Annotated in this window: 14 protein-coding genes and 1 pseudogene; 10 read left to right on the top strand and 5 right to left on the bottom strand. The window is 69.8% G+C overall.

The window, feature by feature from the left end; all coding sequences use genetic code 11:
* Window positions 1-106 (top strand): annotated as a pseudogene (locus ABD332_RS18715) (IS5/IS1182 family transposase); the annotation flags it as partial.
* Between the two features lie 295 nt (window positions 107-401).
* Here ABD332_RS18715 and lexA read toward each other — a convergent pair.
* The gene (gene lexA / locus ABD332_RS18710) at window positions 402-1,082 is read right to left on the bottom strand and encodes a transcriptional repressor LexA (RefSeq protein WP_344503255.1); all 681 of its coding nucleotides are present in this window, start codon (window positions 1,080-1,082) and stop codon (window positions 402-404) included.
* A gap of 410 nt (window positions 1,083-1,492) precedes the next feature.
* On the opposite strand from lexA, the gene ABD332_RS18705 reads away from it, so the two are divergent.
* The 3 genes from ABD332_RS18705 to ABD332_RS18695 all read left to right on the top strand — a co-directional run bounded on the left by ABD332_RS18705 (window position 1,493) and on the right by ABD332_RS18695 (window position 5,531).
* Entirely contained in the window at window positions 1,493-1,801 is a 309-nt protein-coding gene (locus ABD332_RS18705) for a LysM peptidoglycan-binding domain-containing protein (protein ID WP_344503235.1), read from the top strand.
* Window positions 1,802-2,067: 266 nt separating this feature from the next.
* Window positions 2,068-2,616 (top strand): transcriptional regulator NrdR, encoded by a 549-nt coding sequence (gene nrdR, locus ABD332_RS18700; RefSeq protein WP_344503234.1) that lies wholly within the window; start codon window positions 2,068-2,070, stop codon window positions 2,614-2,616.
* Window positions 2,617-2,681: 65 nt separating this feature from the next.
* Window positions 2,682-5,531 carry a vitamin B12-dependent ribonucleotide reductase gene (locus ABD332_RS18695; RefSeq protein ID WP_344503233.1) on the top strand — a complete coding sequence of 950 codons (2,850 nt, stop codon included), beginning with the start codon at window positions 2,682-2,684 and terminating at the stop codon, window positions 5,529-5,531.
* Between the two features lie 233 nt (window positions 5,532-5,764).
* On the opposite strand, the gene ABD332_RS18690 is transcribed toward ABD332_RS18695, so the two are convergent.
* Together ABD332_RS18690 and ABD332_RS18685 are read right to left on the bottom strand one after the other, a co-directional pair.
* Window positions 5,765-7,834: a S8 family serine peptidase gene (locus ABD332_RS18690; RefSeq protein WP_344503232.1), complete on the bottom strand. Its 2,070-nt coding sequence runs from the start codon at window positions 7,832-7,834 to the stop codon at window positions 5,765-5,767.
* Window positions 7,835-8,073: 239 nt separating this feature from the next.
* Window positions 8,074-8,862 carry a hypothetical protein gene (locus tag ABD332_RS18685; RefSeq protein ID WP_344503231.1) on the bottom strand — a complete coding sequence of 263 codons (789 nt, stop codon included), beginning with the start codon at window positions 8,860-8,862 and terminating at the stop codon, window positions 8,074-8,076.
* Between the two features lie 575 nt (window positions 8,863-9,437).
* Here ABD332_RS18685 and ABD332_RS18680 point away from each other — a divergent pair.
* Window positions 9,438-9,977, top strand: coding sequence for a DUF6817 domain-containing protein (locus ABD332_RS18680; protein ID WP_344503230.1), 540 nt, complete (start codon window positions 9,438-9,440; stop codon window positions 9,975-9,977).
* Between the two features lie 53 nt (window positions 9,978-10,030).
* Here ABD332_RS18680 and ABD332_RS18675 read toward each other — a convergent pair whose 3' ends face one another.
* Window positions 10,031-10,945, bottom strand: a complete 915-nt coding sequence (locus ABD332_RS18675; protein WP_344503229.1) for a LysR family transcriptional regulator — start codon at window positions 10,943-10,945, stop codon at window positions 10,031-10,033.
* 58 nt (window positions 10,946-11,003) lie between these two features.
* Here ABD332_RS18675 and ABD332_RS18670 point away from each other — a divergent pair, with 58 nt between their 5' ends.
* From ABD332_RS18670 to ABD332_RS18655, 4 genes are read left to right on the top strand one after another with little or no spacing between them, the layout of a single operon-like run.
* Window positions 11,004-11,786 (top strand): NAD(P)-dependent oxidoreductase, encoded by a 783-nt coding sequence (locus tag ABD332_RS18670; RefSeq protein WP_344503228.1) that lies wholly within the window; start codon window positions 11,004-11,006, stop codon window positions 11,784-11,786.
* Window positions 11,786-12,178, top strand: coding sequence for a RidA family protein (locus tag ABD332_RS18665; protein WP_344503227.1), 393 nt, complete (start codon window positions 11,786-11,788; stop codon window positions 12,176-12,178). Before ABD332_RS18670 ends, ABD332_RS18665 begins: the two co-directional genes overlap by 1 nt.
* Before the next feature lie 58 nt (window positions 12,179-12,236).
* Complete coding sequence (locus ABD332_RS18660; protein WP_344503226.1) at window positions 12,237-12,491, top strand: hypothetical protein; 255 nt, start codon at window positions 12,237-12,239, stop codon at window positions 12,489-12,491.
* Between the two features lie 11 nt (window positions 12,492-12,502).
* Window positions 12,503-13,099, top strand: a complete 597-nt coding sequence (locus ABD332_RS18655; RefSeq protein WP_344503225.1) for a hypothetical protein — start codon at window positions 12,503-12,505, stop codon at window positions 13,097-13,099.
* 42 nt (window positions 13,100-13,141) lie between these two features.
* Here the strand turns inward: ABD332_RS18655 and ABD332_RS18650 are convergent, their stop codons facing one another.
* Window positions 13,142-15,025, bottom strand: coding sequence for a hypothetical protein (locus ABD332_RS18650; RefSeq protein ID WP_344503224.1), 1,884 nt, complete (start codon window positions 15,023-15,025; stop codon window positions 13,142-13,144).
* Window positions 15,026-15,073: 48 nt separating this feature from the next.
* Between ABD332_RS18650 and ABD332_RS18645 the strand changes: the two genes are divergently transcribed.
* The gene (locus ABD332_RS18645; protein WP_344503223.1) at window positions 15,074-16,222 is read left to right on the top strand and encodes an acyltransferase family protein; all 1,149 of its coding nucleotides are present in this window, start codon (window positions 15,074-15,076) and stop codon (window positions 16,220-16,222) included.
* The last annotated feature ends 1 nt before the right edge of the window (window position 16,223 follow it).

Raw genomic sequence — 16,223 nt, 5'->3', positions numbered from 1 at the left:
CTACCTGTATCTGGCCGCAGCCTTCGTCACAGTCCGTCAACTCATCCGCCGCGCCCGTGCGCTCTACCGCTGGGATACCCGACTCACCACCCGCAGGCTCAAGTAACGCCCATTTGCCGGTCGCTCTAAGTCTTCGGGATCATGAGGGTGGGCTGCTCGCGTGTGGGGGTGGTGATGTCCCGCGGTGGTCGGCGGGGTGTGGTGGGTGCTGGCCGGCCCGGACGGGGTTTTCCGTGATCCGGAAGGGTTTTGGTCGCTCAGGCAACAACAAGCCTTCGGGATCATGAGAGAGGGCGGCTGTAGGTGGGGGAGCGGAGACGAAGGGGAGCAAGGCGAAGGCCCGCTCAGCCGGGTGGCTGGGCGGGCCCTGAGGCGGGGTGGTGCGGGAAGGGGGAGGGAGGTCAGATGCGGCGGACGACGGTGACGACGCGGCCGAGGATGGTGGCGTGGTCGCCCTCGATCGGGTCGAAGGCGGGGTTCTGCGGCATGAGCCAGACGTGGCCGTCGCGGTTGCGGTAGGTCTTCACGGTGGCTTCGCCGTCGATCATGGCGGCGACGATGTCGCCGTTGTTGGCCGTCGGCTGCTGGCGGACGACGACCCAGTCGCCGTCGCAGATGGCGGCCTCGATCATCGAGGAGCCCTTGACCTGGAGCATGAAGAGGGTGCCCTCGCCGACGAGCTCGCGGGGGAGAGGGAAGACGTCCTCGACGGCCTGCTCGGCCAGGATGGGGCCACCGGCGGCGATGCGGCCCAGGACCGGCACGTAGGCGGGGGCGGGGCGGGCGGCGCGCTCGGCCTCCTCGTCGACGGCGACGAGCTCGCTCGGGGGGCGGACGTCGACGGCGCGGGGGCGGTTGGGGTCGCGGCGCAGGTAGCCCTTCCGCTCCAGCTCCTTCAGCTGGTAGGCGACGCTGGAGGGGGAGACCAGGCCGACGGCCTCGCCGATCTCGCGGACGCTCGGGGGATAGCCGTTGCGGTCGACGGCGCTGCGGATGAACTCCAGGATGCGCCGCTGGCGGACGGTCAGGTCGGCGGCGAACAGGTCGGGGAAGGCGCTGACCACCGCGGTGACCGCGCGCATCTCCGGCTCGCCTCCGCGGCGGCGGGTGCCGGCCCGGCGGCTGCTGCCGCTGCCGATCGCGGTGACCTCGGCGGATTCGGCGGATTCGTCGGTGCGGTCGTCGGCTGACACGTCGTCCTCCCTCTTGTTGGCACCCGCGGTGGGAAGGCCGCGGGTGCGGACGGGCCTTGAGGGGCCCGCCACCTGACCGCCACCGGGTGTGACGGCGCCGGCTGTCGCAAATTTCGGGTATCCCGATCAATCGTCTCGATCGTGTGTGGATCACCGTATCGCCGAGGTGTGACAGTTTCAAACATCTGTACTACGTGGCGCGCCGATTTTTCGGCGTGTTGCTGGACTCGGGTCTTCCCGCTCTGGTAGACCATCGTACGTCCGTTCGATCGAACGGCTGTACGGAATCGAGGGCTGAGATGCGACAGCACCCGCGAAACCCACCCATCCGGCTCACCCGGCGCGGCCGTGTCGTGCTCTTCTGTCTGCTGCTGGTGGTCGCCGGCGGGCTGTTCACGCTCGTCGCGGTGCCCGGGCAGGCGGCCGACCAGCCGGGACCGGCGCCCGTGGTGATCGTGCAGCCGGGCGACACGCTGTGGGACATCGCGACCCGTCACGCGGGGGGCCGTGGGCGCGACGCGACCATGGAGGAGATCCGCCGTCTCAACAACTTGGACGGCTACAGTGTCGACGCCGGACAGCGGCTTACCCTGCCCCGGCAGCGCTGATCAGGACAAATGTGCTGCGGCCACTGAGAGCCGCGACACGCAGGGGGCGGAAATCTCCGTTCAACTTGCGTCCACGTAGCGGTCAGGCATAGCGTCTACCCCTAGATGTAGTAGTTACAGGGCTGTAAGTCGTCCACAGGTTGTGGATTCGGCAATCACCCTTACTTACGGTGAAGAACCAGCGGAGGCCAGCATCCAAGGCCGACCGTTGGGCATTCGCGTGCGTTTTGTCAGGACATATCCGACGTAGACTGGAAGGCCACCGCATGCGCTGCCCGTACTGCCGCCACGCCGACTCCCGGGTGGTCGACTCCCGGGAGGCCGAGGACGGCCAGATCATTCGCCGCCGGAGGTCCTGTCCCGAGTGCAGTCGGCGGTTCACCACCGTCGAGGAGGCCGTCCTCGCGGTCGTCAAGCGCAGCGGAGTGACCGAGCCGTTCAGCCGAAGCAAGATCGTCGCCGGGGTCCGGAAGGCCTGCCAGGGCCGGCCGGTCGACGAGGACGCGATCGCCGTCCTCGCGCAGAAGGTCGAGGAGACCGTGCGCGCCAGGGGTGCCGCCGAGCTGCCGAGCCACGAGGTCGGCCTCGCCATCCTGGCGCCGCTGCGGGAGCTCGACGAGGTGGCGTATCTCCGCTTCGCGAGCGTCTACCGATCGTTCGACTCGCTGCAGGACTTCGAGCGTGAGATCGCGTCGCTGCGCGCGGCCTCGAACCGCCCGGCCAGCGCGACACAGCACCAGAGCACCGCACAGGGCGCCCCGCAGCACCAGGCGGCGCCGCCACAGGGGGAGCGCGCCGCAGAACCGGTCGGCTGAGCGGCGCCAGTACGAGCGACGAGACACGAACCAGAACACCACCGAAGACAATGAGGGGGCCGCGGATGGCGGGGGAGACGAAGACCAAGGCAGCGTCGCGCAAAGAGGCACAGGGCCTGCGCGTCGAGCGGGTGTGGACGACCGAGGGGGTCCACCCTTACGACGAGGTGACGTGGGAGCGTCGCGACATCGTCATGACCAACTGGCGCGACGGCTCGATCAACTTCGAGCAGCGCGGCGTCGAGTTCCCCGACTTCTGGTCCGTGAACGCGGCGAACATCGTCACCACCAAGTACTTCCGCGGCGCCGTCGGCACCGACGCCCGCGAGCGGTCGCTGAAGGAGCTGATCGACCGCGTCGTGACGGTGTACCGCAAGGCCGGCGAGGAGCACGGGTACTTCGCGACGTCCGCCGACGCCGAGGTGTTCGCCCACGAGCTGACCTGGATGCTGCTGCACCAGGTGTTCAGCTTCAACTCGCCGGTGTGGTTCAACGTCGGCACCCAGTCGCCGCAGCAGGTCAGCGCCTGCTTCATCCTCGCCGTCGACGACTCGATGGACAGCATCCTCGACTGGTACAAGGAAGAGGGGCTGATCTTCAAGGGCGGGTCGGGCTCGGGCGTGAACCTGTCCCGGATCCGCTCCTCGAAGGAGCTGCTCAGCAGCGGCGGCACCGCCAGCGGCCCGGTCAGCTTCATGCGTGGCGCCGACGCGTCCGCCGGGACGATCAAGAGCGGCGGCGCGACCCGCCGTGCCGCGAAGATGGTCATCCTGGACGTCGACCACCCGGACGTCGAGGAGTTCATCGAGACCAAGGCGCGCGAAGAGGACAAGATCCGCGCTCTGCGCGACGCCGGCTTCGACATGGACCTCGGCGGCAAGGACATCGTCAGCGTCCAGTACCAGAACGCCAACAACTCCATCCGGGTCTCCGCGGAGTTCATGCAGTCGATCGAGGAAGACGCGGAGTTCGCGCTCCGCTCCCGCCTCGACGGCAGCGTCGTGTCGACGGTCAAGGGCCGTGAGCTCTTCCGCAAGCTCGCCCAGGCCGCGTGGGAGTGCGCCGACCCCGGCATCCAGTACGACGACACGATCAACGAGTGGCACACCTGCCCGGAGACCGGGCGGATCACCGCGTCCAACCCGTGCAGCGAGTACATGCACCTGGACAACTCCAGCTGCAACCTCGCCTCGCTCAACCTGATGAAGTACCTCAACGCCGACGGCTCGTTCGCGGTGGAGAAGTTCGTCAAGTCGGTCGAGTTCGTCATCACCGCGATGGACATCTCGATCTGCTTCGCCGACTTCCCGACCGAGAAGATCGGCGCGACCACCCGTGCGTACCGGCAGCTCGGCATCGGCTACGCCAACCTCGGCGCGCTGCTCATGGCCAGCGGCCTCGCGTACGACTCCGACGGTGGCCGCGCGGTCGCCGCGACGATCAGCAGCCTCATGTCGGGCACCGCGTACCGGCGCTCGGCCGAGCTGGCCGGGATCGTCGGCGCCTACGACGGCTACGCCCGCAACGCCCTGCCGCACCAGCGGGTCATGCAGCAGCACGCCACGGCCAACGACGCCATCACCACCGTCGGCGGGGTCGACGTGGCCATCAAGGTCGCCGCGACGGCGGAGTGGGCCCGGGGCAACGAGATCGGCGCCCGGCACGGCTGGCGCAACTCGCAGGCCAGCGTCCTCGCCCCGACCGGCACCATCGGCCTGATGATGGACTGCGACACCACGGGCGTCGAGCCGGACCTGGCGCTGGTCAAGTTCAAGAAGCTCGTCGGCGGCGGCTCGATGCAGATCGTCAACCAGACCGTCCCGCGCGCCCTGCGCAACCTGGGCTACCAGGAGGAGCAGGTCGAGGCGATCGTCGAGCACATCTCCGAGCACGGCCACGTCGTCGACGCCCCCGGCCTCCGCGCCGAGCACTACAGCGTCTTCGACTGCGCCATGGGTGAGCGGACCATCGCCCCCATGGGTCACGTACGGATGATGTCGGCGATCCAGCCGTTCATCTCCGGCGCCATCTCCAAGACGGTCAACATGCCGGAGGCGGCCACCGTCGAGGACGTCGAGGAGATCTACTTCCAGGGCTGGAAGCTCGGCCTCAAGGCCCTCGCGATCTACCGCGACAACTGCAAGGTCGGCCAGCCCCTGTCGGCTGTCAGCAAGTCGAAGAAGGAAGAGCCGGTCGCGGAAGCGCCCGTCGTGCAGGAGGTCGTGAAGACCGAGAAGGTCATCGAGTACCGCCCGGTCCGCAAGCGGCTGCCGAAGAAGCGCCCCAGCTCGACCGTGTCGTTCTCCGTCGCCGGCGCCGAGGGGTACCTGACCGCGTCGTCGTACCCGGACGACGGCCTCGGCGAGGTCTTCCTGAAGATGTCGAAGCAGGGCTCGACCCTGGCCGGCGTCATGGACGCCTTCTCCGTGGCGATCTCCATCGGCCTGCAGTACGGCGTCCCGCTGGAGACCTACGTCAGCAAGTTCGTCAACATGCGGTTCGAGCCGGCGGGCATGACCGACGACCCGGACATCCGCCTGGCCTCGTCGGTGATGGACTACATCTTCCGGCGGCTGGCGCTGGACTTCCTGGACTTCGACACCCGCTCGGAGCTGGGCATCCTCACGAGCGCCGAGCGTGCCGCACAGCTGCGGGCCGAGGCGGGCGAGCCGGACGTCGACCTCACCGAGATGCGCAACTCCGCCCCGGTCGCGGCCACCACGAAGCCGGTGGCGAAGCCGGTCGAGGTCGAGACGCCGGCGCCGCGCAAGGTGGGCTCGTCGACCGAGCTGCTCGAACTGGTCCAGGGCAAGGCCGCCGACGCGCCGCTGTGCTTCACCTGCGGCACGAAGATGCGCCCCGCCGGCAGCTGCTACGTGTGCGAGGGCTGCGGCTCCACCAGCGGCTGCAGCTGAGTGTGACCATTCTCAGAGTGACCCCTCCAGGGGCACGTTGAGATCAACGAGGCATCGGCGAGTCTGACCAAGGGATGTCCCCCGGGCGCTACCGTCCGGGGGACTTTCCGTTGGTCAGGACGCGGACACGACCTGGGTTCGGCAGGCAACGACACCTGGCCGAAGGAGGACCCGAGCCCGTGCCGCACACCATCAAGGTCAACGAACCCATCGAGCACGACTCAGCCGTCAGGTCAGGTGATCCGCCAGGCGTAGGCGTAAGGCTGCGGAACCTGGGTGATCCGGAACGCGCGGAACGTGATCGTCGCCTGCCCAGGAGGCATATTCGTCCAGAGCACCTGCTCGACATTGTTCGTTCGGTCGAACTTGGCTGACGTTCCCATGTTGCCGTGCCGCTCGCTGCCGTCCGCCGCAACCACGATGAGGTCCAAGTCGTTCTGCAGGGCGGGTCCGGGTGGATCCGTCCACGTGAGCGTCATCTTGAAGTTCACGCCGGGAGCGGTGGGCACGTGCGTCCCGGGTCGGTGCGGCGGCTCCCTTGGGATATCGATCGTGATGCCGTCTTCATCGCCCTGCTCCAGTGGGCCGCCCTCTCCGAAACCACCATCCGGGTTCGGACCTGGAATGATCAACGAGTTGGCCAGGTTTACGCGACCGAAGCCGGAGTTGTTATTGGGCGACGGTCCGGCCTCGGTCGGTGAGTACTGGCCTGACAGTTCGACCGCACCATTGATCAGTAGTGCCTTGACCAGAGCGGCTGATGGCTTGGGCGTACCGTTCTTGATGAGTGTCTCGCGCAGCACGGCCGCGCACCCGGCAACGAGCGGGGTGGCCATACTCGTGCCGCTGTCGAAGAAGTACAGCGGGTCTGACGATGGCCCGAATGTCGTCGGAGGCGACGTCACTTTGCGGGACAAGGCCGACAGGATGCAGGTGCCCGGAGCCACCACGTCCGGCTTGGATCGCAGCTCCTTGGTCGGGCCACGACTGCTGAACGCGACCATGCCATCCGGATCGTCAGCCTGTTGATCCGAGTTGAGCGGGTCGGCCGGAAAGTCGCCGGGCCAGAACTCGCCGTACGTCGGCGCGAATGGCCGTTGGCTTTCGCTCGCCCCGACCGTGATGCAGTTCTTGGCGGCTGACTGCGAGCCGATCGAGCCCGCATCGACCACCCCGTTGCTATTGCCGTCCCGGCCGTCGTTGCCAGCTGCGAAGCAGATCACCATATCCTGGTTGTTCCATACGAAGTCGTCGATCTCAAAGGCTGACGCATCGTACGGCAACCCGGGTTCCACGGCGCCCCAGGAGTTGGTGTGCACCCGGGCACCGTCGTTGTCATACGGTGGCCGGAACAAGTCGTGCAGATCAACCGGCAGCCCGCCCAGTCTTCCAGCGGAGTCGAGTGTGGACTGGAGTACCAACTCCGCCATCGGCGCGGTGCCGAGGATCGCGCCACCCATGGTGGCCGAGTGGCCGTCGCCCAAGGCTGAGCCGGCCACATGCGTCCCATGCCCGTGCGGGTCGTCGGTCCTGGCCGGATTGGTCCGACCGAGGGCATAGAGTTTCTTCACTCGTCCGTTGAAGGCTGGATGCACGTTCGTTGTGGACCCGCGGTCGAATCCTGTGTCCGCGACCGCGATGATCTCCCCATCACCCTGGTACGCCGTACCATTGACAAGCACGTCAGCGTTGACGATCTGGCGAGCGATGTTGTTGAACAGCTGCCGCTCGGGCACGGGCTCGATCTGGCGTACCTCATCCAGTGAGGCCAGCTCGTCCAACTGTCCTTCTTCGATGGTCACCCGAACCTTGCGGTCGCCGGGCCGCAAACCGGCCGGGTCCACTCTTGCTGCCGCGGCGACGTCATTGCGCACCTGCTCGGACATCGCATCCACGCCCCGGTGCAGTACGACGTCGACGGTGTGCGGCTTGCGGGACGGCCCGTGCCCATTGGGCTCCGGCAGGATCGCACCGGCGGGAGCGGGCTGGGCACCACGTAACGCCGCCGGGATTTTGAAGCCCTTCATGTAGACACCGGCCCAGGTGACAAACGGGAGTGAGCGTACCGGTCCAAGGTCGGCTGGGCGGAAGCGACACAGGTACGTGTCCTCAGGCACGTACTCCTGGATCTCTACGCCGAGATCGGCAAGCTGGGCCTTCTCCGTTCCCGTCAGCGGCGCCGCGGTCTGCACGAGGACGTAGTCCGAGCGTGCGGCGTCCGGCGCGGCAAGGCCGGCGGCGGTGAGCAGGTGCGCCTGGGCGAGTGGGTCCAGCGAGATTCCGTTGATGGTGATGCGCGCCATTCGCAGTCCCTTCTGGGTACGGGCGAGGCCTTAAGGCGGACCGGCAGTCGTGCGAATAGTCGGATCGTCGCTGTCGGCGGCAAACGGACACCAAGGCCGCCATCTCATGATTGTGCGGTCGTAGCATGAGGACAGTCGGCGAGGTTGTGATTCCGTACGGCTGGTCAAGCCGAACGATCGCCGGGCTTCGTTCCGCTGTTAACTTTCGGCAACAAGGCGAGCTTGGTGGCGGAATATCGCTACCCTCGGATTCCCCAGTTCGCCGTACACGAAGCCCGGTCGTTCCATCCAAGCTCGGACAGGTGGTAGGTCGTTCGTCCGGCGCGGAGGTACAGCTCTGAATTGGGGAGGGCACCGCCGCGGAATCCGGGCCAATCGAATAGAGAGACGTCCCAGCGGCACCAGTCCACGGAGGAAATGATGTTGTCCCAGTCCCCCAGGTTCAGAAATCCGCGCCCTACCAGCTTCAGATTGCTCCAGCCGCGCCCGGGTCCATTCTGTAGCCAATCACCCTGCCTACTTTCGTGCTCGAAGTAGTATGAGATCTCTGGCAGCGAGTCCGGGTTGCTCGTTCCGATGTCATCTGCACCGGTAAGGACGGCCCCGTTGCGCCTCCGTGCGGTCTCGGGACGCGCATTGCGCAGGGTATCGTAGCGCGTATTCACCAGATGGTCATGGAGGGATGCTCGGGTCGTGAAACTGTAAAGGGTCGGCTCTCTCTTTGCGTCGAACCCTGGCGTTGAATACAATGCACGTCCATTGAATTCAGCGATTACGGCCGGGTCGTGATGTTCACCGTCGATGACGAGGTTCATCTCCGGAGGGCGGTGCGGCTTCGGCGGCCGCGGCTCCTCCGGAGATGAATTCCGGTCGGACTCTTCGGTCATGGGCAGGTAATCTTCGTGGGCGGGCTGAGCGGCGGGCGAACTCGCGAGCCGTCTCACCAGGGCGTCGAGTGAATCGATCCCCGATTCGGACAGAGAATTCCGAATTTCACTTTCGACACGGTTCTGCGCAGTTGTCGTCATCGGAGCGTCTCCTTGTCCTGTTCAGATGCGCTGTTACGTCGAGCCCTGGAACTCGTTCCGGGTGGAAAGCGTCACGAGTCGACGCCCTCTCGGCAGAGAGTGCCGGGTAACCGATACCCGGTTCCTGCTCGCATGAGCCGACCAGTCGTCTGAGCGTCGAACCGCGTTGGCCGTACCCGCCGTCGGTCCAGATCAACCCGAGGTTGGGGCACTACTCGTCGATGCCCTCCAGCACCAGTTTGCGCCGGAGCGGTCCTGGTGCCGTCGCCACCTGAGGAGGAGCGACACCGCCGTAACCCGAGCAGCGGCGCGGCGCCGGGCGGCCCGGAGCGCGGGCGATGGATTGGCCGAGCCCGACATCGAGAATCGCGACCGACCGCAGGAGGGACGCTCTCTTTCGTCGGGGGGACCCCGTAGGTGTGGGGGACACCCCAAGATCGGTCAGGTACAGCTGAGACCGACTGAAGGGATGTCTCCCGGACGCTACCGTCCGGGGGACATTCCGTTCCTCAGGACGCGTCCGAGGCAGGTTACGGGAACACCCGGTGCGCGTCGAATCGCTTAGGGTCACGCCTATGACCTTCGACAGCGCGGCGCGGGCGTTTCTGCGAGACCATGGCGCGGAATCGATCGAGCATCCCGGCGGCACGCTCTACTCCCACCTGTGCCGGGTGGAGCAGCGCCTCGCGGCGGTCGGTGCCGCCCCACACGTGCGACTGGCGGGTCTCACCCACGCTGCCTACAGCACTGACGGGTTCGACCTGGCGCTGATCGTTTGGACCGACCGGGACCTGCTCCGATCCGTGATCGGCCTGGAGGCCGAGGAACTGGTCTATCTGTACGGGGCTTGTGACCGTGACCGTACCTGGCCGGATCTGGTCACCAACTCCACCGTGCATGACCGCTTCATCGGGCAGGAACGCGTCCTCGAACCCCGTCACATCGGGCCGTTCGTGGATCTGAGCATCGTCAACGAACTCGACGTCATCGAGCAGAATCCGGCGCTGCTGGTCAAGCACGGCGACTACTTCCGCGACCTCTTCGCCCGCTGGGCGCCATCGACGTCGCCCGAGGTGGCGGACGAGATCCAGCGGTTGATGGGATCGCGTCAGTGAAGCCGATGTACTGATCGTCGAGCCTCGGCGTCGTATGGGGAGCGAGACCGCGCTCAGGTGGCGGCGAGGTCCCGGAGGACGGCCAGGAAACCGGTGACCGTCGCGGGCGTCGTCCGGCCGGCGAGGGTGGCGGCCAGGACGGTGCGGGGTGGGACCTCGGCGGGGTCGAGGGGGAGCAGGCGGACGTCGGCGGGGGCGGCGCGGGCGGCCAGGGCGGGCACGAGGGTCACGCCGAGGCCGGCGGCGACGAAGCCGAGCTTGGCGGTCCACTCGGCGGCGACGAAGTCGATCCTGGGGCGGAAACCGAGCCGCACGCTCGGGCCGAGCAGGGTCTCCTCCGGGGCGGCCGAGCCCGCGATCCACGCCTCGTCCGCCAGCGCGGCCAGCGGTACCGACGCCGCTGACGCCAACTCGTGGTGCTGGGGGACCGCGAGGAGGACGGGTTCATCCAGGATGTGGTGGGTGGTGAAGCGCGGGTCGTCGAACGGGCGGTCGGCGCTCGTCGTCACCAGGGCCACGTCGGCGTCGCCGGCGAGGAGCGCGGCCAGGAGACGGCCGGTGACGCCCTCGATGAGTGACAGGCGGACATCCGGGTGGCCGGCGCGGAAGCGGGCCAGGGCGCGCGGGACCAGCGCCGCGTCGGCGGTCGCGAACGCGCCCACCCGCAGGCGGCCGGCGGTGCCCGCGTGCACGGCGGTGACCTCGCGCCGGGCCAGGGCGAGCCGGTCGAGGACGGCGGTCGCGTGCTCCAGCAGGCAGCGGCCCTCCTCGGTGAGCGCGACCCCGCGCGGCAGCCGGTCGAACAGGCGCGCCCCGACCTCCAGCTCCAGCGCCGCGACCTGCCGGGACACCGCCGACTGCGTGTAGCGCAGGGTCGCCGCGGCGGCGGTGATCGAGCGCTGCCGGGCGACCACCCGGAACACTTCCAGCATCTCCGTCTGCACGCTCCAGACATTCCCATGCCGCATGGCGGCGATGCCAGACATTCGTTGGTCGCATCGGTCGTGCGCCAATACGGTCGGACGCATGCAGAAGATCGCTGTGCTCGGGCTCGGCAGCATGGGGGCGCCGATCGCCCGCCGGCTGGCCGCGCACGGGTTCCCCGTCACGGCGTGGAGCCGCACGCCGCGCCCCGTCGAAGGCGTCGCCGTCGCCGCGTCCGCGCGGGAGGCCGTCCGGGACGCCGACGTCGTCATCACCATGCTCACCGACGGCCCCGTCGTCATGTCCGTCGTCGCCGCCGCGGAGCTGCCGCCCGGGGCGACGCTCGTCGAGATGTCCACGATCGGCCCGGACGCCGTCCGTGAGCTCGCCGCCGCCCTGCCCGCCGGCGTGGACCTGGTCGACGCCCCCGTGGCCGGAAGCACCGGCGCCGCCGAGGGCGGGACGTTGAGGATTTTCGCCGGCGGCACGGACGCCGCCGTCGACCGGGTCGCACCGGTGCTCGCCACGCTCGGGGACGTCCGCCGGTGCGGCCCGTCGGGCGGCGGCGCGGCGATGAAAGTGGTGCTCAACACCGCGCTCGTGACCGCGCTGGCCGCGCTGGCCGAGGCGCTGCAGGTCGCCGACGACCTGGGGGTGCCGCGCGCCGACGCCCTGGACGCGCTGGGGTCCGGCCCGCTGGGCAACGCCGTCCAGCGCCTGTCCGGCAAGGCTCGCTTCCCGGTCCGGCTGGCGGCCAAGGACCTCGCCCTGAGCGTCGCGGGCCGGGACCTGCCGGTCGCGCTCGCCGCCGGCCGGCACCTCGCGGCCGCCGACCCCTCGGCGGACCTGTCCACGATCGCCGTCTCATCCCCGAAAGGAACCTGATGCTCGTCCTTGACAACCCGTCCGGCGTGGCGGCGCCCGTCGGTGCGTACTCGCACGTCGCCCGCATCGACGCCGGCACCGGCGCGCTGCTGTTCCTGTCCGGTCAGATCGCCCTCGACGACGACGGCGCGCTCGTCGGCCCGGGTGACATGGTCGCCCAGGCCACGCGCGTGTTCGAGCTGATCGGCGCGCTGCTGTCCGCGCACGGCGCCACCTTCGCGGACGTCGTCAACGTCCGGACGTACCTGACCGACATGGCGATGCTGCCCCTGTACGGCCAGGTCCGCCGCGCCGTCTTCACCGGCCCGCCGCCGACCAGCACCACGGTCGAGGTGTCCCGGCTCTTCCGCGACGGGGCGCTGCTGGAGGTGGAGGTGGTCGCGGCGCTCTGACCTGATCCTTACGTTGTCCCGCGGGGTGCGCTTACCCGCGGGACGCACCATGTCCCCCATGAGACGAACCATCGCCGTCGCGCTCGCGGTCGTGCTGCTGTTCGCCGGCGGGTGCGGGCGCCAGCAGCGGCGCGGCCATCAGCCAGCCGCGGTCTCGACCCAGACGCCGGCCGTGCCGGCCGCCGCCGCCACCTCGACCGGCACCGCCGGCACCGCCGGTACCAGCGGCACCGCCGGGGATGTCGACCAGCTGCTCGACCAGGTGGAGCAGCAACTGTCCGGCGACGCCCAGCCCGCCGACGACGAAGACTGAGAGGGACCTTGATGAAGCGCACCCTGATCGCCCTGACCCTTGTGCTCGCCGCCGTCTTCGTCCCGGGCGCCGCCTGGGCCGAGCCGTCCGCGCGCGCCGCGACGCTGGAGGGGGCCAAGACCGCAGTCGCCGGCCGCATCGACAAGCGGCTCGACGCGCTGAAGAAGTTCGAGACCAACCTGGCCGGCGCGAAGCAGGTCCAGTCCGGCCACCGCGACACTCTCACGAAGCTCATCGCCGACCAGCGCACCGGCCTGACCGCCCTGCGCACGAAGGTCCAGGGTGAGACGACCGCCGCCGCCGTCAAGGCCGACGTCCAGTCGATGGTCTTCGACTACCGCGTCTTCGTCCTCACCGGCCCGAAGGTGCGTCTCACCGCCGCCATCGACACCGAGCTCGCCGTCATCGCCGCGCTGCGCTCGCGCCCCGGCGCCGACACCGCGAAGCTGGACGCGGTCGAGGCCACCCTGAAGGGCAGGGTCGACGCCCTCCTGGCCCTGAAGCCGGGCTCCGACGGCGACGCCCTGCGCTCCCAGGTCCAGCCGGTCCGCGCCGCGGCCAAGTCCGCCCACGCGTCGCTGAAGGCGCTGCGCAAGCCCACGAAGTAGGCCGCACCCCCGTTCCGCGGCGGTCACGCCGCGGAACGGGGTTCAGGGGCGGACGATGTCGATCGCGACGGCCGGGTGGCGGTCGCGGAGTGCCTCGGCGCGGGTGTACGCGTCGTCGGTGAGGGCGAGCAGGCGCATCGGGCCCGGCATCCGCACCACGACGGCGTCGAGGCGGTCCGGGGAGTTGATCGGGCCGATGTGGTAGGTGGCGCCCGCCATCTCGCCGGAGGTGCGGTGCAGCGTGGAGATGAAGAGGGTCAGGCGGTAGGAGTCGTAGCCGGGGTCGTCGCCGATCACGACGGTCGGGTCGCCGGGGGCCAGGGCCAGGGCGGCCCTGGCGTAGGCGACCTGGTCAGCGGCCGCGCCGGCGAGCCAGGTTCGCTGGGTGTCGAGGTGGTCGCGCTGGTCGCCCGCCCGTTCGCCGCCGATGAGGGCGACGATCGCCATCAGCACCGACGCGGTCCGCAGATGCGGCGAGCCCAGCGGCCGCCGGGGGAGGTGCAGGGCCAGGGCGCCGAGGCCGGCCAGTAGCAGCACCAGGACCAGGAACAGGGCCTTGTTGGCGTAGTAGCCGCTGCCCGAGCCGAAGACGCGCTGCACCGCCAGCATCCCGGTGGCGAAGCCGGCCACGGGGACGAACGTCAGGGCGTACGAGCGCCAGATCCGGCTCCTGCGGCCGCGCCTGGTCAGCAGGCCCGACGCGACGACACACAGCAGGACGGCGAGGCCCTCGCGGCCGACCCGGAGGGAGCCGACGCTGAGCAGCGCACCCGCCTGGCCGGCGACGAGGACGCCGATGGCGAGGGGCACGGCGCTGGTGACGGCGATCGCGAGCGCGACGGCGGGGATGCGGCGCATGCGGTGGTTGCGGCGCTCCCGCATGAGCCACAGGATCGCGGCCAGGCCGACCGGGGGCAGGTACAGGTAGTACGTGAACCCGACCGCCGCCAGCAGCGCCGCGACGAGCAGCAGCTGCTGCCGCGGGCGGGGCACGGGCCGGACGAGGACGGTGAGGAGCATGAGCGCCTCCGCCAGGCCGAGGACCTGGCTCGGGTAGCCGAACCGGACGAGGTCCAGCGGCTCGCCGAACGCGCACAGCCCGGCGATCCCGGCCGCGAGCACGGCGGTGCGCGCCGGGGTCAGGCCGCCGGCGCCGATCCACTGCGCGGCCCAGACGATGGTCGCGACGAGCAGCAGGTAGCCGCCGGTGACGAAGGCCAGGTAGTGGTCGAACATGCCGGTGCCGGTGCCCATGCCGACGGCGGACGACCTGGCGAACCCGTCGAGCAGCGCGGCGGTCAGGTGCGAGCCCTGCGGGTAGGACACCATCCCCTCGTAGACGAGCGTCCTGCCCTGGCCGGGGTGCTGGAAGAGGTACCCGCCGGCGTGGCGGATCGCGTCGAAGAGCGCCGCGTGCCGGGCGAGGTCCTCGCCCTCCATGACCTGCGCGAGGCGGCCCGTCCGGCCGTCACGCAGCAGCGGCCAGGCGACGATCGCGCCGACGGCGGCGACGGCGAGCGCGGCGATCGCGTCGGTGGGTCCGAGGCGCGGCAGCCGCGGGCGGCGGCCGGTCTTCGCGGCGGCGACGATCAGGGCGGTGGCGGCGGTGCCGCCGGCGGTCACCGGGTGCAGGCCCCACGGCCAGACGGCGAAGACCAGCGCGCCGAGGCAGGTGAGGCCGAGCAGCAGGCCCATGGCGAGCATGATCCGGTCGAGGACGGTCCGGCCGCCGCGCAGGAGCGCCGCGGTGGCGACGAGGAGCAGCGGCGGGACGACGTACGCGACCCCGGCGAGGTACAGCAGGGCGATGACCAGCCAGGCGGCCGCGACCAGCGCGGCGGTGACCAGTTGCTTGGGTGTGGCGTCCGGCTTCGGCGACGTGTGGGGGAGAAGGGTGTCCGTCTTCGGGGGTGAGGATACTGACACAACTCACTTAACGACGAAGTCGGGCATCTGGTCGTTTGTCAGGATGTGTTGGCTGATCGGTACTCGCCCCGCTCGAATGCGCTCGGCTTCCTGCGGCTGTGCCTGGCCCTCGCGGTCCTGGTAGGACACTCGTGGCCGCTCGGGCTGGGGCGGGCGACACCGGGGCTGGGGTTCACCGGCGGTCAGGCGGACCTCGGCGCCCTGGCGGTGGACGGGTTCTTCGTCCTGTCGGGCTTCCTCGTCACGGCGAGCGCCGGCCGCCTGGGCGCCGTCCGGTTCGCCTGGCACCGGTGCCTGCGGATCTTCCCCGGCCTGTGGGCGTGCCTGCTGGTCACCGCCGCCTGCGCCGGCTGCTTCGCGACGTTCCCCGCGGCGCTGGCGTTCGCCCGGCACAACGCCCTCGGGCAGCCGCACCAGTGGGGCATCGGCACGCTGTTCACCGACACGCCCTACGGCCGGCTCACCGGCGGCGTCTCCGTCGTGAACGGGTCGCTGTGGAGCCTGTCGTTCGAGCTGTTCTGGTACGGCGTGCTCACCGCCCTCACCGCCTGCGGCGTGGTCCGCCGCTCCCCGCGACTCGTCCTGCTGCTCACGGCCGGCACCTACTCGGTCCTGCTCAGCGACCTCCTCCACCAGCTGCCCGAGACGCACACCGTCCCGCACCCCCGCGGGTCGTTCGGGCCGATCCCCTTCTTCGGGTCGCTCGACACCCAGCTGCTCATCTACCTGGGCTTCCTGTTTCTCCTGGGTGCGTCGGCGCAGCTGTACCAGGACCGCATCCCGGCGCACCCGGCGCTGGCGGCGGCCGCGGCGGCGCTGCTGCTGGCCACGCTCCGGTTCGGCGCCTTCCCCGTGCTCGGCTACCCGGCGCTCGCCTACCTGCTGCTGTGGGCCGCCTGCTCCCTGCCGTCGTGGACCCACCGGATCGGCCGGACCCACGACTACTCGTACGGCATCTACATCTACGCCTTCCCGACCCAGCAGACCCTCGCCGCCCTCGGCGTCCACCAGTGGGGCCTGCCCGCGTACGTCATGGCGTCGGCCCTGGCCACGGCCCTGCTCGCGGCCGCCTCCTGGCACCTCGTCGAGCGCCCGGCCCTGCGCCTCAAGCACTGGACCCCGCCGCACCCCCGGCGCCCGGTGGCCGCCCCGCCGGTCCGCCAGGTCACCCGCGACGTGGTGACCGCCGACCGCTGAA

This window comes from Dactylosporangium maewongense, assembly GCF_039531485.1.
Classification (GTDB): Bacteria; Actinomycetota; Actinomycetes; order Mycobacteriales; family Micromonosporaceae; genus Dactylosporangium; species Dactylosporangium maewongense.
The sequence above is the reverse complement of the archived record's forward strand: the minus strand, read 5'-3'. Positions and strand labels throughout refer to the sequence as shown.

Coding starts and splice junctions, on each gene's coding strand:
- ABD332_RS18675 (WP_344503229.1), bottom strand. CDS start 10,945: ATGCGGCATGGGAATGTCTGGAGCGTGCAGACGGAGATGCTGGAAGTG.
- lexA (WP_344503255.1), bottom strand. CDS start 1,082: ATGCGCGCGGTCACCGCGGTGGTCAGCGCCTTCCCCGACCTGTTCGCC.
- ABD332_RS18680 (WP_344503230.1), top strand. CDS start 9,438: ATGACCTTCGACAGCGCGGCGCGGGCGTTTCTGCGAGACCATGGCGCG.
- ABD332_RS18685 (WP_344503231.1), bottom strand. CDS start 8,862: ATGACGACAACTGCGCAGAACCGTGTCGAAAGTGAAATTCGGAATTCT.
- ABD332_RS18695 (WP_344503233.1), top strand. CDS start 2,682: ATGGCGGGGGAGACGAAGACCAAGGCAGCGTCGCGCAAAGAGGCACAG.
- ABD332_RS18660 (WP_344503226.1), top strand. CDS start 12,237: ATGAGACGAACCATCGCCGTCGCGCTCGCGGTCGTGCTGCTGTTCGCC.
- ABD332_RS18705 (WP_344503235.1), top strand. CDS start 1,493: ATGCGACAGCACCCGCGAAACCCACCCATCCGGCTCACCCGGCGCGGC.
- nrdR (WP_344503234.1), top strand. CDS start 2,068: ATGCGCTGCCCGTACTGCCGCCACGCCGACTCCCGGGTGGTCGACTCC.
- ABD332_RS18670 (WP_344503228.1), top strand. CDS start 11,004: ATGCAGAAGATCGCTGTGCTCGGGCTCGGCAGCATGGGGGCGCCGATC.
- ABD332_RS18690 (WP_344503232.1), bottom strand. CDS start 7,834: ATGGCGCGCATCACCATCAACGGAATCTCGCTGGACCCACTCGCCCAG.
- ABD332_RS18655 (WP_344503225.1), top strand. CDS start 12,503: ATGAAGCGCACCCTGATCGCCCTGACCCTTGTGCTCGCCGCCGTCTTC.
- ABD332_RS18665 (WP_344503227.1), top strand. CDS start 11,786: ATGCTCGTCCTTGACAACCCGTCCGGCGTGGCGGCGCCCGTCGGTGCG.